The organism is Paracoccus sp. 08 (genome assembly GCF_024105395.1).
Taxonomy (GTDB): Bacteria; Pseudomonadota; Alphaproteobacteria; order Rhodobacterales; family Rhodobacteraceae; genus Paracoccus; species Paracoccus marcusii.
In genome coordinates, this window is the sequence record NZ_WEKR01000004.1 from 49,907 (window position 1) to 69,265 (window position 19,359).

Here is a 19,359-nt window from a genome sequence, read left to right on the forward strand (position 1 = left end):
CGTCTTTTTGCTTGCGGCAATTCAAACAGGATCGACGGGGCGAATCCAGCAATCTTTGGGGATTTTCCCGGATTGGCAGTTAACCTTTGCGGGACCGGCGAAGCCTAGCTCAGGGCCGCCAGGCAGCCGTGCAGCGCCGCCATGTCGTCGCGGATCAGAAAGACCGGCGTGTTTTCAGGGATATGGCGCATGTGGCTTTCCGCCAGGAAGGCCGGTTCGAACAGCGCCATCCGGTCGGCGATGCTGCGGCCCACGCTGCCGGCCAGGAACAGCCCCTCCAGCGGCATGAAGCGCAGCGACAGTTCGCGGCACAACAGCCCGACCAGTTCGGCGAACAGGTCATAGGTCGCGACGGCCGCCGGATCGCCCGCCTCGGCGGCGCGGGCGACGTCCTCGCTGCGCATGGGGGCGGTGCCGGTCATCGCGGCATGCAGGCGCGACAGGCCGCGGCCCGCGAACGTCTCCTCGGTCGAAAAGAAGCCGGCCGCGGCGTCGGTGCCGACGCGGTCCTGCAGGCGGGCCATGATGTTGGCGGGCAGATGGGTGTGCCCCTCCTCGGCCTCAAGGACGGTGATCGCGCCGCCGGGCAGCACGCGCACCGCGCAGACGTTGAAGCCGGTGCCCAAGCCCACGACCAGCGCCTGCCCGTTGCGGGCGCGGGTCACGGGGGCCGCGCGCAGCGTGCCCAGCTGTTCGCCCGCCAGCGACGGGGTGGAATAGCCAAGCGCCGACAGGTCGTTGATCAGCCTCACCTGGTCGGCATCGGTCAGCCGCGCCAGGTTGTCCTCGTCAAAGGACCAGTCGCGGTTGGTCAGCCGCGCGCGTCCGCCGCTGACCGGTCCCGCCACGGCGATGCACATGGACGAGATGTTGGGCTGGTGCTGTTCCGCCATGAACTGGCGCACCACGTCGTCGAAGCTGGCAAAGTCGTCGCCCTTGAAGCGGGTGACCGTGCCGGCGTCGATGGACCCGTTGCGCGCGATCGCCATCCGCGCATTGGTTCCGCCCACATCGCCCAGAAGCATCGCCATGCTGTCACCCCTTCTCAGTTCAGCCGTTCCCCGTCCTTAGGCGAGAAGTACGACACTTTCGAGAGGTCGAATGCCAGCGGAAACGGCTGGCGCGCCCGGACGGCGCTTTCCGCGCGCAGCCGCGCGGTGACCGCCTTGCCGCCCAGATGGGTCACGGCGAAGGTGTCGGCCCCCGCCGGTTCGACGATCTCGATCATCACGTCGCCGCCCGCACCCTGCGCGGTTCCGGGCAGATGGGCGTTGCCCGTCGCCTCGTGGATGTCCTCGGGGCGCACGCCCAGGACGATCTGGTCGGGCAGGTCGCGGGCCACCGGGTCGGTGATGACCAGCGGCGTGTCGCCGGGACGGTCGATCTCGATCCGGGTCTGGCCCGCCTCGGACCGGACGCGGGCCGGGATCAGGTTCATCGCCGGGCTGCCCATGAAATCGGCCACGAACATGTTGGCGGGCTTGTTGTAGATCTCGGCCGGCGTGCCGATCTGCTGGATCACGCCGCCCTTCATGACGACGATCTTGGTGGCCAGCGTCATCGCCTCGATCTGGTCATGGGTCACATAGACGATGGATGCGTTCAGGTCCTGGTGCAGCTTCTTGATCTCGGTCCGCATGGACACGCGCAGCTTCGCGTCCAGGTTCGACAGCGGCTCGTCGAACAGGAACAGCGCGGGGTCGCGGACCAGGGCGCGGCCCATGGCGACGCGCTGGCGCTGGCCGCCCGACAGCTGGCCCGGCTTGCGGTCCAGAAGCGGTTCGATCTGCAGCTGGCGCGACACCTCGGCCAGCTTGGTGGCCTGGGTGGCCTTGTCGACGCCGCGCACCTTCATGCCGAAGGTGATGTTCTTGGCGACCGACATCGTCGGGTAGAGCGCATAGGACTGGAACACCATCGCGATGTCGCGGTCCTTTGGGCTGACGCCCGTCACGTCGCGGTCGGCGATGCGGATGGCGCCGCCGGTGATCGGCTCCAGCCCCGCGATGCAGTTCAGCAGCGTGGACTTGCCGCAGCCCGACGGGCCGACCAGCACCAGGAAGTCGCCCTCGTCGATGCTGATGTTGATGTCGTGCAGAATATGGGTGTCGCCATAGGCTTTCTGCAGGTGGTCGATTTCCAGAATGGGCATGGCTTATCCCTTGACGCTGCCGGCGGTCAGGCCGCGGATGAAGTATTTGCCGGCGACGACATAGACCAGCAGCGTGGGCAGGGCGGCGATGATCGCCGCGGCCATGTCCACGTTGTAGGCTTTGACGCCGGTGGTGGAGTTGACGATGTTGTTCAGGGCGACGGTCACGGGCTGCGACCCGGCCCCGCTGAAGCTGACGCCGAACAGGAAGTCGTTCCAGATCTGCGTGAACTGCCAGATGACCGACACGGTGATGATCGGCAGCGAGATGGGCAGGAAGATCGACCAGAAGATGCGGAAGAACCCTGCCCCGTCGACCTTGGCCGCGCGCACCAGTTCCTGCGGGATGGTGACATAGTAGTTGCGGAAGAACAGCGTGGTGAAGCCCAGGCCATAGATCACGTGGACGAAGATCAGCCCCGGGATGGTGCCCGCAAGACCCATCAGGCCCAGCATCTGCGCCATCGGCAGCAGCACCACCTGGAACGGGATGAAGCAGCCGAACAGGATCGCGGCAAAGAACAGGTTCGCGCCGCGGAACCGCCACTGGGCGAAGACATAGCCGTTCAGCGCGCCGATGATGGTCGAGATCATCACCGCGGGCACGGCCATCAGGACGCTGTTCCAGAAGAACGGGCGCAGGCCCTCGCACTGGGTGCCGGCGCAGGCGGACGACCAAGCCTCGGCCCAGGGGGCGAAGGTGATCTCTCGCGGCAGGGCCAGCAGGCTGCCGGTGCGGATCTCCTCCAAGGATTTCAGCGATGTCGTCAGCATGACGAACAGCGGCATCAGATAGAACAGGGCGAACAGGATCAGGATCCCGTACAGGCCCCACCGCAGCACGGTCTTACTTGTCATGGCGCGGCCTCAATTCGCTGTAGAGATAGGGAACCACGATGGCGAAGATGACCATCATCATGATCATGGCGCTGGATGCCGCCTGCCCCAGGTCGCCGCGCGAGAACGCCATGGCGTACATGTAGGTCGCGGGCAGGTCGGTGGCATAGCCCGGTCCGCCGCCGGTCAGCGCGATGACCAGGTCGAACGCCTTGATCGCCAGGTGCGCCAGCACGATGAAGGCCGACAGGAAGATCGGCGCCATCGTCGGGATGATGATCGCGGAATAGATGCGGTGCGTGGGAATGCCGTCGACCTGGGCCGCGCGGATGATCTCGGTGTCGACCGAGCGCAGTCCGGCCAGGAACAGCGCCATCACGAACCCGGATGCCTGCCAGACGGCCGCCAGCACGACGGTATAGATCGCCATTTCGGGCTTGATCAGCCAGTCGAAGGTGAAATTCTCGAATCCCCAGCCGCGGATCGCCTGCTGGATGCCCAGGCCCGGGTTCAGGATCCATTTCCAGGCGGTGCCCGTCACGATCAGCGACAGCGCCATGGGATAGAGATAGATGGTGCGCAGGACGCCCTCGGCCCGGATCTTCTGGTCCAGGAAGATCGCCAGCATCAGCCCGATCGCCATCGAGATGACGATGAACAGGGCGCCGAAGATGAACAGGTTGTTCATCGCCACGTCCCAGCGGGGGGCGTCGAACAGCCGCTGATATTGCGTGATACCGTCCAGTTCATAGCGCGGCATCAGCCGCGAGCGGGTGAAGCTGATCCAGGCCGTCCAGGCGATGAAGCCATAGACAAAGACCAGGATCGCCACGAAGGACGGCGCCAAGACGACCTTGGGCACGTTGCGTTCAAGCCATTCCATTTCCGGTAAACCCCCAAAGAAAAACCCCGCGCCCGCGATCCGGGGCGCGGGGTCGTCAGGCCGTGATCACATCGCGTTGGCGACGGCGTCGGCCAGTTGCGCCACGGCGTCGTCCGACGACATGTCGCTGTTGAAATGCGCGGTCACCACGTCGGTGATCGCACCGGCCGGCGCGCCGCGCAGCGCCATGCCATGCGCATAGCTGGGCAGCAGAGAGCCGTTTTCCGCATCCGCGGTCATGTCGGCGTTCGACTGCTTGGCGCAGTCGTCGAAGTCGTCCAGCGCCACGTCGGTACGGGCCGGGATCGAGCCCTTGTTCAGGTTGAACGTCTTCTGGAAGTCCGGGCCCATGATCAGGCTGGCCAGAAGGGCCTGGCCCTGCTGCTTGTCCTCGCCGTCCAGCTCGAAGAAGGCGAAGCTGTCGACGTTGTAGAGAAAGCCCTCGCCCGGGGTGGGCGCGCAGACGAAGTCGACGCCCGGCTGCTTGCCGGCGGCCAGGAACTCTCCCTTGGCCCAGTCGCCCATGATCTGGAAGGCGGCCTCGTTGTTCATGACCATGGCCGTGGCCAGGTTCCAGTCACGACCCGAGAAGTTGTCGTCGACAAAGCCGCGGATGGTCCGCATCTGGTCGAAGACCTGCTTCATCGTGTCCGAGGTCAGCGCCTCGGGGTCCAGATCGACCAGCGCCTGCTGATAGAATTCCGGCCCGCCCAGGCCAAGAACGACCGTCTCGAAGATGGTCGCGTCCTGCCAGTTCTGACCGCCATGGGCCAGGGGCGTGATGCCCGCGGCCTGCAGCTTTTCGGCCGCGGCGTTGAACTCTTCCCAGGTCGTCGGCATCTCGATGCCGTTCTCGTCCAGGATCTGCTTGTTGCCCCAGATCCAGTTCACGCGGTGGACGTTCACCGGTGCGGCGCACCACTGGTCCTCGCACTTCATGTGGGCGGCGATCTGCGCGGGCAGGACGGCGTCCCAGCCGTTCTCCTCGGCAACAGTGCCGATGTCGGCCAGACCGGTCTCCTCGTACCATTCCTGGATCGCGGGGCCCTTCAGCTGAACGGCGGTCGGCGCGTTGCCGGCCAGAACGCGGGCGCGCAGTGCGGTCATCGCGGCGTCACCGCCGCCGCCGGCCACGGGCATGTCGGTCCAGGTGCCGCCCTCGGCCGCGAACTGCTCCTGCAGGACGGCGACCGATTTCGCCTCGCCGCCGGACGTCCACCAGTGCAGCACCTCTGCGGTGGGTTCGGCCATCGCCGGCGCAGCCAGCATCACGGCGGTCGAAGCCGCCAGAACGGATTTGATGTTCATGGATCCTCCCAGATCTATCCCGCGCGGATTCGGTGATCCGCGTGTGGGTCGATCATGCCGCAAGCCCAGTCATGTCCGCAACGCAGTGCAGCCATGCGCCCGGCAGTTTTCGCAGCGTTACGTTACAAACTGTTACGTAACCCCTTCCTGCGATGCTAGATCACGGATCGGAGGACCGTTGATGAGCCTGCACCGCCTTCTGCTGGTCGAGGATGACGCCGACATGGCCGCCATGCTGGCCGCCTATCTGCAGCGCCACGGCCTGCACGTGACGCGCGCCGACAGCCGCGCGACCGCGCTGGCCGCGCTGCGTGGCGGCCGGGTGGACCTGATCCTGCTGGACGTGTCCCTGGGCGATGACGACGGCGTGGCGATCTGCGCCGAGATCCGCGAGGCGCAGGACGTGCCCATCATCATGGTCAGCGCCCTGTCCGCCGACCACCAGCGCATGGCCGGCTACGAGGTCGGTGCGGACGACTATATCGCCAAACCTTTCAACCCCGACCTGCTGCTGGCGCGCATCCGGGCGGTGCTGCGCCGCGCGGGCCGCGCTCCCAGCCTGTCCCACCGCAAGCGCGACAGCGTGCTGCGGTTCGCGGGCTGGCGCTATGACGCGCGGCGCGACGAGGTGACCGCCCCCGGCGGCTGGCAGGTCAGCCTGTCGTCGCGCGAAACCGCGCTGCTGCGGGTGTTCCTGGCCAATCCGCTGATCCCCCTGACCCGCGACGAGATCGCCGCCGCGCTGGACGACGACGAGGCGGCCGAGGGGCGCGCGATCGACATGCTGGTCGGCCGGCTGCGTCAGAAGACCGACCCGGCGCTGATCCGGACCGAACGCGGGCTGGGCTATGTGCTGTCGGCCGAGGTCGCGCGTGACGCTGACTGACCGCCTGTCGCTGCGGGTGGTGGCAAGCCTGTGGGTCGTGCTGGCGATGCTGGCGGGCGGCGGGTCGGTCTGGCTGTGGACCGCCAGCGACGCGGCCTGGGACGCGCATCTGAACCGCGCCTATATCGCCGGTCTTGCGCTGGCCGACAGCCTGGAGGCGGGCAGCGCCCTGCCCCAGGGCCTGTCTCAGGTCCAGCTGCGCGCCGCGCCCGACCTGCCGCCCGGCTGGCGGCAGACGGTGATCACCCTGACCGGCGGCGGCAGGCCCGACCTGTCGCAGGGCGCGCGGCTGTCGGTGCGCATCCAGTCGCCCGACCTGACCTATCCCGCGGCCGAGGTGCAATCCGTCGGCGGCGGCAGCCAGGCCGCGGGCCTGGCCTCGATCACCCGCACCCTGGCACGGTTCTGCAGCGAGCCGCGGCTGTTCGTCCAGCAGGACACCGGCCCATGGATCCGCGTGGACGGTGCGCCCGTCTGGGGCTGCCAGGCCGCGCCGCCCGACCGCCGCCTTCTGGCTGGCGCGCTGGCCCTGGGGGCGCTGGCCCTGCTGCTGGGCTGGGTGGCGGGGGTCGCGGGGGCGTTCACCGCCTTTGCGGCCGCGCTGTGCTATCACCGCGCCCGCACCGCCGCCCTGCCCGTCGGCGGCGTGATCGAGCTGCGCCAGACCGCCGAGGCCGTGAACGCCTATGTCGCCCAGGACCGCGCCGCGCTGGAGAATCGGGCCCTGGTCCTGTCGGGGGTCAGCCACGACCTGGGCACTCCCGCCACCCGTCTGCGCCTGCGCAGCGCGATGATCGAGGATGCCGCCCTTCGCGACCGCCTGGACCGCGACATCGACGAGATGACGACGATGATCGACGGCGTCCTGACCTATACTCGTGCCGAGATCGGGGCCGAACCGTTCCGCCAGCTGTCCCTGACATCTCTGGCCGAGGCGGTCGTGGCCGATTACCAGGACGTGGGCCTGCCCGTGACGCTGCGCCAGTCGTCGCTGCCCCCTGCCCGCGCCGGCACGCTGTTTTCACGAACCACCAGCCGTCCGACGGTGGACAGCCACGCCCTGCTGATGCGCGGCCAGCCCACCGCGCTGCGCCGCGCGTTGTCCAACCTCATCGACAACGCGTTGAAATACGGGCGCGAGGCGCAGGTGCTGACCGGCGGCGACGCGGACGAGGCCTGGATCTCGGTCACCGACCGCGGATCGGTCCTGACCGAGGACGACTTGGCGCGCCTGACAGGGGCCTTTCAGCGCGGAGAGAATGCCGGCACCGCCAGCGGCGTCGGGCTGGGCCTGGCCATCGTGTCGACCATCGCCGCGCAGCATGGCGGACGGCTGGAATTCCACCGCGCGCCGCAGGGTCTGGAGGCCCGCCTGGCACTGGCGCGCAGTTGGGCGTAAGAGGGGCCGACGGAACTCTTGCGAACAAAACCGCGTTTTGTTGGGGAATTCGCAAGAAAGGCTATCATCATGACCCGTGCAGACCGCATCACCCGCCTTGGCTGCGCCGGCGTCGTGGCGCTGCTCAGCGTCACGCCGGCGTTGTCGGCCAGCCCCAATCAGCCGGTTCAGGGCTGGAGCGCGATGCAGGGCATCGAGCCTGCCGCCCTGCTGGAGGACATCCAGACCATGCCGGTGTCGGAAATGGCCGTCGACGACCAGCCCTATTGCGCCGATGATGCGGAAATCGCCGCGACGCTGGAACAGGATTTCGCGGAACATCCCGTCGACATGACGGGCGTGCAGGGCACGCAGCTGTGGGGGTCCGATCAGCTGGGGACATGGACACTGGTCGCGCCGCGCGATGATCAGACCAGCTGCATCATCGCCAGCGGCATCGGCTTCAGTGATGACCGCAGCACGCAGGCCTATTTCCAGGTAGGAGGGTTGTAATCAGCCCACGCGACGCAGGAAGGCCCGTGTGCGGTCGTCCTGCGGATTGCCGAAGATCTGCGCAGGCGGCCCCTGTTCCACGATCCGCCCACCTTCCATGAAAACCACCCTGTCCGCAATTTCGCGGGCAAATTGCATTTCATGGGTCACGATCAGCATGGTCTGGCGTCCATCAGCAATGCGGCGGATCAGGTCCAGAACCTCGCCCACCCATTCGGGATCCAACGCGCTGGTCGGTTCGTCGAACAGCATCAGGTCCGCGTCCAGCGCCATCGCGCGACCGATGCCGACGCGCTGCTGCTGACCGCCGGACATGGCCGCCGGATAGCTGTCGCCCCGATCCGCCAAGCCGATCTGGGCCAGAATGTCATCCGCCCGCGCCCGCGCCTTGTCGGCGGGCCAGCCGCGCACGGTGGTCAGCCCCTCGGTGATGTTCCCGCGGGCGGTCTTGTTGGCGAACAGCGCATAGTTCTGGAACACGAACCCCGTCCGCCGCCGCAGGCCCAGGATCTGCGCCTTGGTCGCGCGTGCGGCATCGACCGTCACGTCGCCCATGCGGATCGTGCCCTGATCGGGCGTGTCCAGCCAGTTCAGGCAGCGCAGCAGGGTCGATTTTCCTGTCCCGGACGGCCCGATAATCGCCACGCGTTCCCCCGGCTCCAGGCACAGGTCGATGCCGTCCAAGACGGTGTTGTCGCCAAAGCGCTTGACGAGTCCGGTGATCTCGATCTGACAGCTCATCGCGCGACGGCCTTTCCAAGGCTGGATTCCAGCCGGCGCTGGCCGACCGACAGGGTTTCGACGATCACCCAATAGAACAGCGCGACCACCAGGAACGCCTCCAGGTACAGAAAGCTGCCTGCGGCCTCCTTCTGGGCGGCGCCCATCATCTCGGTCACCCCCAGGGTGAAGGCCAGCGAGGTGCTTTTGATCATGTCGATGAAATAGTTCATCAGCGTCGGCGCCGCGGTCCGTGCGGCCTGGGGCAGGATGATCCGGCGCAGAAGCTGTCCCTGGGTCATGCCGATGGAGGCTGCGGCCTCCCACTGGCTGCGGTCGACGCCCAGGATGGCGCCGCGGATGCTCTCGGCCATATAGGCCGAGAAATGCAGCGTCAGGCCGATGATCGCGGCGGTGACGCCGTCGATGCCGGTCATCGCCGGCACGATCTGGGGCAGGCCGAAATAGAACAGGAACAGCTGCACCAGCAGCGGCGTGCCGCGGAAGAAGCTGATGAACACCGCCACGATGCGGTCCAGGGCCGGCACGCGCAGCACGCGCACGATGGCCAGCGCCGACCCCAGGGTCAGCGCCGCCACCATCGCGACGATCGCCATGAACAGCGTCAGCGGCACATAGCCGGCGATGACCGGGACCAGGTCCCACATGTAGGCGGTGTCCAGAGGCCGCATGTTACTGCGACACGGGCTGCGTCACGTCGGCATCCAGCCATTTCTGAGAGATCTCGGCCAGGGTGCCGTTCTCCTTCAGGGTGGTGATGGCCGCGTCAACGCGGTCGCGCAGCGCCTGACCGGCCTCGTCGTTGCGGAAGGGCAGGGCGTTCCTGATCTCCGAGAAGGGCTCTCCGGCCAGTTCCAGCGGCAGCGGGCTCTGCGCGATCACCTGGGCCGAGGACACGCGGTCCATGACGAAGGCATCGACCCGGCCCAGCGCCGTGTCCTGTTCGATGTTGCTTTCATAGGTGCGGATGTTGATCTGGTCGGCATTGGGCAGTTCGCGCAGCAGCTGTTCGAAGTTCGACCCCAGGTTCACCGCGACCGTCTTGCCGTCCAGGCTGTCCGGCCCCTCGATCGCGGCCGGGTTGCCCTCGCGCGTGACGATCTGGGCGCCGTCATAGACATAGGGCTGGGTGAAGGCGAATGCCGCCTCGCGTTCGGGGGTGATGGTGATCTGGTTGGCGATGGTGTCGATGCGGTTCGATTCCAGCGCGCCGATCAGGCCCGAAAAGGACATCGTGACGAATTCGACCTCGTCGCCGGTCTCTTCGGCGATGGCATTCAGGAAATCCACCTCGAAGCCCTGCAGTTCATCCGCACGGGTGAAGGTGAAGGGGAAGTAGCCGCCGGACATGCCGACGCGGATCGTGTCGGCCGCGGCGGGCAGGGCGGTGGTCAGGGCAAGGGCGGCGGTCAGGACAAGCGTGCGCACGGGAAATCTCCATAGGTTCTTGGACGTTAACTGCGATCTGGCAATGCGATCCGCAAGCGGGGCGGCGGCAGAAAAGGACAAAGATGCGGCAGGCCGCAGCACCGCGGAACAAGCCCTGCTGGCGCAACGGCGGGCGGGGAACTTCGTTCCATGACGGGTCCGGGGACCGCGATCAAGCGCGCGAAGGCCGCGTCATCGCCTTGATCGTGGCGACATGGGCGGGTTCGGCGGCCAGGGCATCGGTGGCCAGGGCGCGCGCGGCGTCCATCAGGTCGGTCGCGGGCAGGATGCGGTCGACCAGGCCCCAGGCCAGCGCCTCGGGCGCGTCGATCCGGGCGCCGGCCATCAGGATCATCCGCGCCCGCGCGGGCCCCACCAGCGCCACCAGGCGCGCCGGGTCGCTTGGCTGCGGCAGAAAGCCCAGCCGCATCACCGGATAGAAGAACCTTGCATCGGGCACCGCCAGGCGGATGTCGCAGGCCAGCGCCATGCCGAAGGCGCCCCCGGCCAGCGACCCGTTCAGCGCGGCGACGGTCAGGCAGGGCAGGGCGGCCAGCGCGGCGGACAGATCCTCCCATTCGGGGGCCGTGGCCAGGCCGGCGCGGGCCTGGTCCAGGTCCGCGCCGGCCGAAAAGACCCGGCCCGCCCCGGTCAGGATCAGCGCCCGCGCGCCGCTGTCCAGGGCCTGCGCCACACCGGCGCGCAGGTCGCGCAGCATGTCGGCCGTCAGGGCGTTCGCCTTGTCGGGGCGGTCGATCGTCAGCAGGGACAGGCCGTCCCGGTGGTGGCTGCGGATCACGACTTGTTCCCTTTCCCTTTCGGCGGCACTGTGTCAGGAATCCCCCCGATTTCAGGTTTGCGAAAGGTATCCGCCATGAACCGTCCCCTTGCAACCTCGGCGCTTGCGCTGATCCTGGGCGCGGGCCCGGCCCTTGCAGACGTCACCCCCGCCGAAGTCTGGCAGAGCCTGCAGGACAGCTATGAACAGATGGGCTATGCGGTCCAGGTCGGGTCCGAGGATGCCTCGGACGAGGCGATCACCCTGACCGACGTGGTCCTGACCGTCGACGGAGAGGCCGATGCCCCGGACATGGTCCTGACCCTGCCCGAAATCGTGCTGACCGCGGTCGGCGACGGCACCGTGCGGTCTGTCGTGGGCGGCCAGATGACGCTGGAGAGCAGCGCCGTGCCCGAGGGCGACGACGAGGCCGTGGGCTTTTCCATGACCATGGACGCCCCCGGCAACGAGACGATCAGCTCGGGCACGCCCGAGGCGCTGACCCATGACGTGACCATGCCCACGCTGACCATGTCGGGCCGCGCGCTGGACGACCAGAACGAGGTTCCGCTGACCGCCACGCTGACCGGCGTCACCGGCAGCCAGACCGTCACCACCGCCGCCGACGGCGCCAGCACCCAGACCTTCGAGGGTCGCGCCGATGCGCTGGAGGCGCAGATCACCGCCTCGGGGCCGTCTCTTGCCGCCACAGATGCGCCTGAAACCGCGCCCGACGCCACCGAGGCACCCGACGCCCCGGCGGCCACCGCAGAGACCGACGATTTTCAGGCCATGATCACCATCGCCGACCTGACCATGCAGGGCGACGGCACCAGCCCTGCGGGCGAGGTCAACTTTGGCAGCCAGCCCACGCAGGCGCTGCAGGCGGGCTTTGGCGGCAAGGGCAGCTTTGCGATGGGCGCGACCAGCGGCAGCTTCACCGCCAGCACCCTGACCGCGGATGGCAGCCGCAACGATTCCGAAGGCAGCTTTCAGGCGGCAAGCGGCACGCTGGCCGTCGGCATCTCCAAGGACGGCCTGTCCTATGAAGGGGGGCTGACGGACATGACGACCAACCTGACCGCCACGGACATGCCCTTCCCGATCGCCTATGGCGCGGCGGAGAACCGGTTCCGGCTGGCCATGCCGATCGTGGCATCCGATCAGGAGCAGCCCTTTGCGCTGACCTATGTGCTGGACGGGCTGACGCTGGACGACGCGATCTGGCAGGCGCTGGACCCCGAGGCGGCGCTGCCGCGCGATCCGGCCAGCCTGACCATCGACCTGGAAGGGACGGCCCTGCTGACGCAGAACTTCATGGATCCCGACTTTCCGCAGCCGGTGGAGCCCGGTCCGGACGGCGCCGCGCCCATGCCCCTGCAGCCGCGCAGCCTGACCATCAAGGAACTGGCCATGGACGCCGTAGGCGCCACCGCCGACCTGTCCGGTGCGCTGACCTTCGGCGAGGATCCCAGCCAGCCCCTGGGCAAGGTCGAGGGCACGTTCGGCGGCATCAACGGCCTGCTGGACACGCTGGTCGCGATGGGTGTCGTGCCGCAGGAGCAGCTGATGGGTCCGCGCATGATGATGGCAATGTTCGCCCGCCCGGTCGAGGGCAACCCCGACCAGCTGCAGACCGAGATCGAGTTCCGCGAGGGTGGCGCGATCTTTGCCAACGGCCAGCAGATCCAGTGATCTGCATTCCTTGACAGCGGGCCGGGGCATCCGTCCCGGCCTGATCCTTTCGCCTGTGAGGCCCGCATGACCGACGCCGCCGACCCCCTTCGCCTTCAGCGCCTGTCCGAGGCGCTGATCGATGCTGCGCGCCGTGCCGGGGCCGACCAGGCCGACGCGCTGGCCGTCGACGGGCGGTCCGTCAGCATCGACATGCGGGCCCGCGCGCTGGAACAGGCCGAACGCGCCGAAGGGCTGGAGATCGGGCTGCGCGTGCTGGTGGGCGGGCGCCAGGCGGCGGTGTCGTCGTCCGACCACCGCGACGCCGCCATCGTCGAGATGGCCGCCCGCGCCGTCGCCATGGCGCGCGAGGCGCCGGTGGACGATCATCTGGGCCTGGCCGATCCCGGCCAGCTGGCGCGCCATCGCGACGCCGCCGGCCTGGAACTGGCCGAGGACGCGCCCGAACCCGAACCCCAGCACCTGCAGGACCTGGCGCAGCGCGCCGAGGCCGCGGCGCTGGACGTGGCGGGGATCTCTCAGGTCGAGGCGGCCAATGCCAGCTACAGCCAGCGGCGCATGTGGCTGGCCGCGTCGAACGGGTTTTCGGGCGGCTATGCCCGGACCGGGCATTCGCTGTCGGTCGTGGCGATCACCGGCGAGGGGCTGCGGATGGAGCGCGATTATGCGGGCGAATCCCGCACCTTCGCCACCGACCTGCCCACCCCCGAGGAGATCGGCGCCCTGGCCGCGGAACGCACGCTGGCCCGCGCAGGCGGGCGCAAGCCGCCGACGGGCGCCTATCCCATCCTTTATGACCGCCGCGTGTCGGCCTCGCTGATCGGCCATCTGCTGTCGGCGGTGAACGGGTCGTCCATCGCGCGCGGGGCCAGCTGGCTGCGGCGCGACCTGGGCCAACCCGTCCTGCCCGCCGGCATGGACCTGGCCGAGGATCCGCTGCGCCCGCGCTATCCCTCGTCGCGCCCCTTCGATGCCGAGGGACTGCCCACGCGGGCGCGGATGATCGTGGCCGACGGCGTGCTGCAGGGCTGGACGCTGGACCTGGCCACGGCGCGCAAGCTGGGCATGGACAGCACCGCATCGGCGGCGCGGGGGCTGGCCTCCAGCCCGTCCCCCAGCCACAGCAACATCATCCTGACGCCGGGGCGCGTCAGCCGCCAGGACCTGATCGAACGGATGGGCACCGGCCTGATCGTGACGTCGATGCTGGGGGCGTCGGTGAATGGCACCACGGGCGATTATTCCCGCGGCGCGGCCGGGTTCTGGGTTCAGGACGGCCGCATCGCCTGGCCGGTGAACGAATGCACCATCGCGGGCAACCTGCGCGACATGCTGATGACGCTGGAGGCCGCCGACGACGCCCTGCCGTGGCGCGGAACCGAGGTGCCCAGCCTGCTGGTCCGGGGCATGACCGTTGCCGGGGGCTGAGGCCGACCTGGACCTGCTGACCGCCGCCGCGCGGGACGCGGGGCGGATCGCCCTGCGGTTCTGGCGGCGCGATCCGCAGGCCTGGGACAAGGGCGGCGGCGCGGGCCCGGTCACCGAGGCCGACCTGGCGGTCAACGACGCCCTGCACACGACCCTGACCGCCGCGCGTCCCGATTACGGCTGGCTGTCCGAGGAATCCGAGGCCGACCCCGCCCGCCTTGACGCCGAACATTGCTTCATCATCGACCCGATCGACGGCACCCGCGCCTTCATCGACGGGCAGGACGGGTTTTCCCATTCGCTGGCCGTGGCACGGGGCGACCGGATCGTGGCCGCGGTCGTCCACCTGCCGGTGCTGGACCTGACCTATGCCGCCCATGTCGACGGCCCCGCCACGCTGAACGGCGCCCCCATCGCCCCGACCGATGCAGCGATCGAGGGCGCACGGGTGCTGACCTATCGCGCGGTGGCCGATGCGCCGAACTGGCACAGCGGCATGCCCGGATTTCGGCGCGAGTTCCGGTCTTCGCTGGCGTGGCGGCTGTGCCTTGCGGCCGAGGGACGGTTCGACGCGGCGCTGTCGCTGCGCGCGGCGTGGGAATGGGACATCGCCGCCGGGGCGCTGATCGCGGAACGCGCGGGCGCCCGCGTGAGCGACCGGCGGGGCCAGCCGATGCGGTTCAACAGCGAGGCCGCGCAGGTGGACGGGCTGATCGTGGCGGGCTCGCGCCTGCACGGCGCGCTGCTGGCCGCGCTGCGCTAGATCAGCCGTGATCCCGCGACCTGCAGCAGGCCCAGCCTGCGCAGGCTGTCCACCGGGTATCCGTCGCTGCCCATCAGGTCCAGGCTGAAATCCGGCTCCAGCCTGCGCAGGGCCAGCAGGGCGCGGACGGTGCCTTCCTCGTCGCGCTGCGCATAGCGCAGGCCGGCCAGAAAGCGCAGGGCAGGGCGGTTGTCGGGGGCAAAGCGGTGCACGGCCTCCAGGTGGCGGGTGGCGGCGGACAGATCGCCCGCGCGCATCATCGCCACCCCGATTCCCAAGTGCCAATTGGCGGGGTTCAGGCTGGACAGCGCCTGGTCCAGCCCGGCCCGCGCATGCGCCGCGGAATCGGCAAAGCGGTCGACACCTGCCAGCGCGCGGGAATGGGCCAGCCGCGCCAGGGGGTTGCCCGGATCGGCCAGCACGGCCTGGCGCGACAGGTCGAAGGCGATCTGATCGCGGTCCAGATAGGCCTCGACCACCGATTGCACGGCCAGGGCGGTGGCGTGGAAGGGCGCGGCCCGACGGGCGCGGGCGGCAAGCTCTGCCGCCTCGGCGATGGCCTGGCGGGGATCGGGGGTCAGGCGTTCAAAGGCGTGGGTCGTGCGGATCCAGGCGCGCAGCGACAAGGTCACCGCCGGGGTGATGCTGTCGCCCAGCTGCGCCAAGACCTGATCGGCACGCGCCAGACGGGACGCGGAAAAGCTGAACACGTCCGCGAACGAGATTCCCATCGCCGCCCCAAGCGCCCGCCCCTGGTCCAGCACCTGCAGCATCCCCAGGCAACAGCGCGCGGCCAGGTCGTCCAGCCGTCCGTCCAGGCCGGCCAGCGGCGCCGTCAGCCGCTGTGACCACATCACCCGGCCCGACGGCTGGTGGATCAGCCGCACCAGCAGGCTGAAGACGCCGCCCTGCACGTTGACCATTGACGATACCCGCACATAGGCCCCCCGCGGCGCAGCCCCCGGCGAAAGGACCGCGATGGGCAGCAGGTCTGCGGCCCTGCCCGCGGCCTCGGACAGGATCATCGTGGCAAGCACCATCGCGTCCTGCCCGATGGACACCGGATCGGACAGCAGCAGGTCGGGCAGCGCATCCGCCGTGGCGACCTGGGGCGTACGGGCGGCCGCGGTCTGGCGCGCATCGCGCAGCCAGTCCTCGAACTCCGGGTCGGGGATGTCCAGGTCGGCCGCGAATTCGGGCACCTGGCCGTCTGGACCGGGGCGGGCGGCCAGATCCACCTGCACCCGGTCGGGGTCCAGCCCGACCCAGCCCGGCCCCGTGACCAGCGCGTCGCGGGCGGGGCCAAGGCCCTGGCGGATCTCTCTCAGCAGCTGGCGCAGGCTGGCATTGCCGTGATCGGGGTCGCGGTCACTGAACAGCAGGTCCTGCAGCCGCGCCCGCGTGACGCGCAGGCCCCGGGCCGTGCCCAGTACCGCCAGCGCCCCCCGGGCCCGCATGCCCCGCGGCGTCAGACGGCGGTCGCCCGGGCCGGTCATCTCGACCGGACCGATCAGGTGCAGGGTCAGACGGTCCATGGCGTTGTCCCAAAAGGCGATTTGCAAAAGGTTATCCAATCACGGCTTCGTGTGATAGGTTAATCGGGTCACCCGTTCCTGTTTTCCCTGGTGCATCATGTCCCTGTTCCACGCCAAACATGCCAAGCATGCCAAGTCCGACGACATGCCGGACGGCCAGGGGGCGCTTTTGTCCCTTGCCCTGATGCGCACGCGCGATGCGATCGCGGGGACCGAGGATCCGCAGGGCCGGGGTGGTTCCCCCGCCATGCTGGCGCCGGGTGCGCGGCTGGCGCGGCTGGACCCGGACCACCGCGCCGCAATCCTGTTGGCGGAACTGTCCGAGGACCTGCCCCTGTCGGCCGATGACGGGGTCGCCGGTGCATCATCCGCCAGCCTGCTGTGCCGCCAGGCGGACGGAACCTGCGCCTCGCTGGTGCGGATCGACCGGCCCGATCTGGTGCAGTTCCGCGAGGCTGCCGCGATGGTCGGGCATTACGCCGAACTGCGCCCCGACCGCGCCCCCGAGATCGAGGTCCAGACCCACGGCCTGATGCCGTTCTTTGCCGCGATCCGCCTCCTGGAGGCGTCGCGAAACCCCGCCACGCTGGAGATGCTGGCCCGTGCGATGGACCTGACCACCGCCGCGGTCATGCGTCTCAAGCTTGCGTTGGCATGCCCGCGCCCCACGCAATTCAGCGACCTGATCCAGCCGATGATCGCCTGTCCCAGCCATCCCACCCTGCCCAGCGGTCATGCGACCCAGGCCTTTTGCCTGGCCACGCTGCTGACGCGGCTGGACGACCCACAGGCGCCGCCGCGGGCCGACGACCCGCTGTTCCGACTGGCCTGTCGCATCGCGGTGAACCGGACGGTGGCCGGCGTGCATTTCCCCGCCGACAGCGCCGCGGGGGCGGTGCTGGGGATGCAGCTGGCGCATTACATGCTGGCCCGCGCCGATCCGGCCGCGACCGCCCACGGGGCGCAGTTCGACGGGCGGCTCTATCACGACGGCGGGGCCGTGCGCGATTTCCACTATGGCATCCTGGCCGAGATGCTGGACGACGCCGATCCCGCCACAAGGCTGCGGGGACCTGCACTGACCCCGCGCCCCGCACCGTTATGGGCCACGCTGGTCGCGCGCGCCCGGGACGAACGGGCGGACCGGTGGAGCTGACAGCCGCATGGAGCACCCCGGGTCCCGCCCCGGCGGGGCTGTCGCCCGCGCTGGTGGAGTGGTGCCGGCGACACCGGGCGCCCCTGCCCACGTCGGCGCCCGACCTTCCCGCGCTGATGGCGCGGGCGTTCGGGCGGATGGATCGGTCCTGGTTCCTGCCATCCGCGGTCCTGCCCCCGGACGCGGTGAACCGTGACCCGGCCCATGTCGGCGCCGGTCCGCTGATGGCTTCGGGCGCGCTGCCGGACCCGGACCGGGGCTGCATCATCGCCGTCATCGACGATGCCATTCCGTTCGCACATCAGCACCTGCGCCTGCCGGGGGCGCTGTCGCGGGTGGCGTCGCTGTGGGTCCAGGATGCCCGCGTCGATCCCGACGGTCCGGGCCGCGACCTGCCATGGGGAATCGAGCTGCGGGGCGCCAGGCTCGGCGGCTGGCTGGCGGGACTGGAATCGGGCGCGATCGCGGCCGAGGATGCCGTCTATCGCAGGGCCGGGGTCGTGGCGATGGACCGCCGCACGACGCACAGCGCGGCCTTTGCCGCGGGTCACGGCGCGGCGGTGGCGCTGTTGGCCGCGGGCTTTGCGCCGGACGATCCGCGTGCCCGCGATCATCCGGTGATCGGCGTGACGCTGGCCCCCAAGGTGATCGCGGACACCTCGGCCACGCTGGCCCAGGACCCGCTGCTGGCCGCCATCGTCTTCGTCATCACCCGCGCCCGGATGCTGTGCCGCCAGGTCGAGGTCGCGCATGGCCTGCCCGTGGACAGCGTGCGCCTGCCCGTGGTGCTGAACCTCAGCCTGGGGCTGACGGCGGGGCCGCGCGACGGCACGGGCCTTCCGGAACGCTTTCTGGATGCGCTGGCGACCCATGCGTCCACCGGACTGGGGCCGGTGCATGCGGTGCTGCCCACCGGCAATCATCGCATGGCGCGCCTGCGCGCGACCCTGCGTCCCCAGGGCAGGATCGGATGGCAACCGCCGCCCGACGACGCGACCCAGACCCCGCTGGAGATCTGGGGGCCGGTCCGTCCCACGCGACCGGACTGGCCCATGCGGATCGGGCTGACGCCACCCGGCGGCACCGAGGCCCGGACCCGCTTTTGCGCCCCGAACCAGTCCAGCACGCTGCGCGACGGGCGGGGGCGCGACCTGGGGCGGGCGTTCTATCGGGTGATGCCGCATCCCGACGGCTGGCGCGAATGCATGACGCTGATCATGGCGCCAACCTGCCCCGCGGCCGCGGGCGACAGCTGGGCGCCGCCCGGCCGGTGGGGGCTGGCGCTGGTGCAGGGGGACGGCGATCACGCGGTGTCGGTCCAGCGTGACGACGTCCTGCGCGGTTTCCCGCGAGAGGCGCGGCAAAGCTGGCTGTCCCAGCCAGCCTATGCCGACATGGACGCCCGGGGGTTTCCCGTCCTGCTGGACCCGCGGGCTGCTGGCCCCGCGCGGGTGCAGCGGGCGGACACGGTGAACGCCTATGCGACGGGGCGGCACGGCCTGCGGGTAGGCGCGGTGGACCGGTGCGGGCGGGGGCTGGCCTATGCCTCGTTGATCGGGGCGGCGCAGGGCGGTGATCTCTTGGCCTGCGTAAACCGGTCACAAGGCCGGCCCGGAATGATCGTGCGCGGCCGCACCAGCGGCAGCTTTGCCGTGATGAGCGGCAGCTCGATGGCGGCCCCTCAGGCGACACGCTGGCTGGCCGGACACCTGGCCGACGGGGCGCGGCCCGACAGCCGCGCGGCGATCATCCGGCTGGCGCACGGGGCGACAGATGTTCCTGTGCCGGTCCTGCCGACCGAACCGCCGCGGGACTGATCCTTTCACGCCGCTTTCACGGCGGCATGCGAATCACGATGCACAGGACGAACGGATCGTC

The 19,359-nt window shown here is 69.5% G+C and carries 18 protein-coding genes; 8 read left to right on the top strand and 10 right to left on the bottom strand.

Annotated features, from left to right (window positions below; all coding sequences use genetic code 11):
* Nucleotides 1-104: 104 nt before the first annotated feature.
* The 5 genes from GBO37_RS01815 to GBO37_RS01835 form a co-directional block, all read right to left on the bottom strand.
* Complete coding sequence (locus tag GBO37_RS01815; RefSeq protein ID WP_045981929.1) at nt 105-1,031, bottom strand: glucokinase; 927 nt, start codon at nt 1,029-1,031, stop codon at nt 105-107.
* A 14-nt stretch (nt 1,032-1,045) separates the two neighbouring features.
* Nucleotides 1,046-2,152 (bottom strand): ABC transporter ATP-binding protein, encoded by a 1,107-nt coding sequence (locus GBO37_RS01820; RefSeq protein WP_045981928.1) that lies wholly within the window; start codon nt 2,150-2,152, stop codon nt 1,046-1,048.
* A gap of 3 nt (nt 2,153-2,155) precedes the next feature.
* Nucleotides 2,156-3,010 carry a carbohydrate ABC transporter permease gene (locus GBO37_RS01825; RefSeq protein WP_045981927.1) on the bottom strand — a complete coding sequence of 285 codons (855 nt, stop codon included), beginning with the start codon at nt 3,008-3,010 and terminating at the stop codon, nt 2,156-2,158.
* Nucleotides 3,000-3,872, bottom strand: coding sequence for a carbohydrate ABC transporter permease (locus GBO37_RS01830; protein ID WP_045981926.1), 873 nt, complete (start codon nt 3,870-3,872; stop codon nt 3,000-3,002). The genes GBO37_RS01825 and GBO37_RS01830 overlap by 11 nt, the downstream gene beginning before the upstream one ends.
* A gap of 66 nt (nt 3,873-3,938) precedes the next feature.
* Complete coding sequence (locus GBO37_RS01835) at nt 3,939-5,180, bottom strand: ABC transporter substrate-binding protein (RefSeq protein ID WP_252926739.1); 1,242 nt, start codon at nt 5,178-5,180, stop codon at nt 3,939-3,941.
* Between the two features lie 181 nt (nt 5,181-5,361).
* Here GBO37_RS01835 and GBO37_RS01840 point away from each other — a divergent pair, with 181 nt between their 5' ends.
* From GBO37_RS01840 to GBO37_RS01850, 3 genes are all read left to right on the top strand, one after another.
* On the top strand, nt 5,362-6,066 hold the full coding sequence (locus tag GBO37_RS01840) for a response regulator transcription factor (RefSeq protein WP_045981924.1): 705 nt from the start codon (nt 5,362-5,364) through the stop codon (nt 6,064-6,066).
* Nucleotides 6,053-7,465, top strand: a complete 1,413-nt coding sequence (locus tag GBO37_RS01845; RefSeq protein ID WP_252926740.1) for an ATP-binding protein — start codon at nt 6,053-6,055, stop codon at nt 7,463-7,465. The genes GBO37_RS01840 and GBO37_RS01845 overlap by 14 nt, the downstream gene beginning before the upstream one ends.
* A 69-nt stretch (nt 7,466-7,534) precedes the next feature.
* Nucleotides 7,535-7,957, top strand: coding sequence for a hypothetical protein (locus tag GBO37_RS01850; protein WP_252926741.1), 423 nt, complete (start codon nt 7,535-7,537; stop codon nt 7,955-7,957).
* On the opposite strand, the gene GBO37_RS01855 is transcribed toward GBO37_RS01850, so the two are convergent.
* The 4 genes from GBO37_RS01855 to GBO37_RS01870 all read right to left on the bottom strand — a co-directional run bounded on the left by GBO37_RS01855 (nt 7,958) and on the right by GBO37_RS01870 (nt 10,925).
* Nucleotides 7,958-8,698: an amino acid ABC transporter ATP-binding protein gene (locus tag GBO37_RS01855; RefSeq protein WP_045981921.1), complete on the bottom strand. Its 741-nt coding sequence runs from the start codon at nt 8,696-8,698 to the stop codon at nt 7,958-7,960.
* Nucleotides 8,695-9,369 carry an amino acid ABC transporter permease gene (locus tag GBO37_RS01860; protein WP_252926742.1) on the bottom strand — a complete coding sequence of 225 codons (675 nt, stop codon included), beginning with the start codon at nt 9,367-9,369 and terminating at the stop codon, nt 8,695-8,697. Before GBO37_RS01860 ends, GBO37_RS01855 begins: the two co-directional genes overlap by 4 nt.
* Nucleotide 9,370: 1 nt before the next feature.
* Nucleotides 9,371-10,126 (bottom strand): transporter substrate-binding domain-containing protein, encoded by a 756-nt coding sequence (locus GBO37_RS01865; RefSeq protein ID WP_252926743.1) that lies wholly within the window; start codon nt 10,124-10,126, stop codon nt 9,371-9,373.
* Nucleotides 10,127-10,298: 172 nt separating this feature from the next.
* Complete coding sequence (locus GBO37_RS01870) at nt 10,299-10,925, bottom strand: enoyl-CoA hydratase-related protein (RefSeq protein WP_252926744.1); 627 nt, start codon at nt 10,923-10,925, stop codon at nt 10,299-10,301.
* Between the two features lie 75 nt (nt 10,926-11,000).
* On the opposite strand from GBO37_RS01870, the gene GBO37_RS01875 reads away from it, so the two are divergent.
* The 3 genes from GBO37_RS01875 to GBO37_RS01885 all read left to right on the top strand — a co-directional run bounded on the left by GBO37_RS01875 (nt 11,001) and on the right by GBO37_RS01885 (nt 14,790).
* Nucleotides 11,001-12,599 (top strand): DUF2125 domain-containing protein, encoded by a 1,599-nt coding sequence (locus GBO37_RS01875; protein WP_252926745.1) that lies wholly within the window; start codon nt 11,001-11,003, stop codon nt 12,597-12,599.
* Between the two features lie 66 nt (nt 12,600-12,665).
* On the top strand, nt 12,666-14,027 hold the full coding sequence (locus GBO37_RS01880) for a TldD/PmbA family protein (RefSeq protein ID WP_252926747.1): 1,362 nt from the start codon (nt 12,666-12,668) through the stop codon (nt 14,025-14,027).
* Nucleotides 14,014-14,790, top strand: coding sequence for a 3'(2'),5'-bisphosphate nucleotidase CysQ (locus GBO37_RS01885; RefSeq protein ID WP_252926750.1), 777 nt, complete (start codon nt 14,014-14,016; stop codon nt 14,788-14,790). Before GBO37_RS01880 ends, GBO37_RS01885 begins: the two co-directional genes overlap by 14 nt.
* Here GBO37_RS01885 and GBO37_RS01890 read toward each other — a convergent pair.
* The gene (locus tag GBO37_RS01890; protein ID WP_252926752.1) at nt 14,787-16,325 is read right to left on the bottom strand and encodes an SARP family transcriptional regulator; all 1,539 of its coding nucleotides are present in this window, start codon (nt 16,323-16,325) and stop codon (nt 14,787-14,789) included. The two genes, GBO37_RS01885 and GBO37_RS01890, sit on opposite strands and share 4 nt — an antisense overlap.
* A 97-nt stretch (nt 16,326-16,422) precedes the next feature.
* On the opposite strand from GBO37_RS01890, the gene GBO37_RS01895 reads away from it, so the two are divergent.
* Nucleotides 16,423-17,481, top strand: a complete 1,059-nt coding sequence (locus GBO37_RS01895; RefSeq protein WP_252926755.1) for a phosphatase PAP2 family protein — start codon at nt 16,423-16,425, stop codon at nt 17,479-17,481.
* A complete protein-coding gene (locus GBO37_RS01900; protein ID WP_252926757.1) occupies nt 17,472-19,298 on the top strand; it encodes a hypothetical protein in 1,827 nt (608 codons plus the stop codon). The genes GBO37_RS01895 and GBO37_RS01900 overlap by 10 nt, the downstream gene beginning before the upstream one ends.
* Nucleotides 19,299-19,359: the final 61 nt, after the last annotated feature.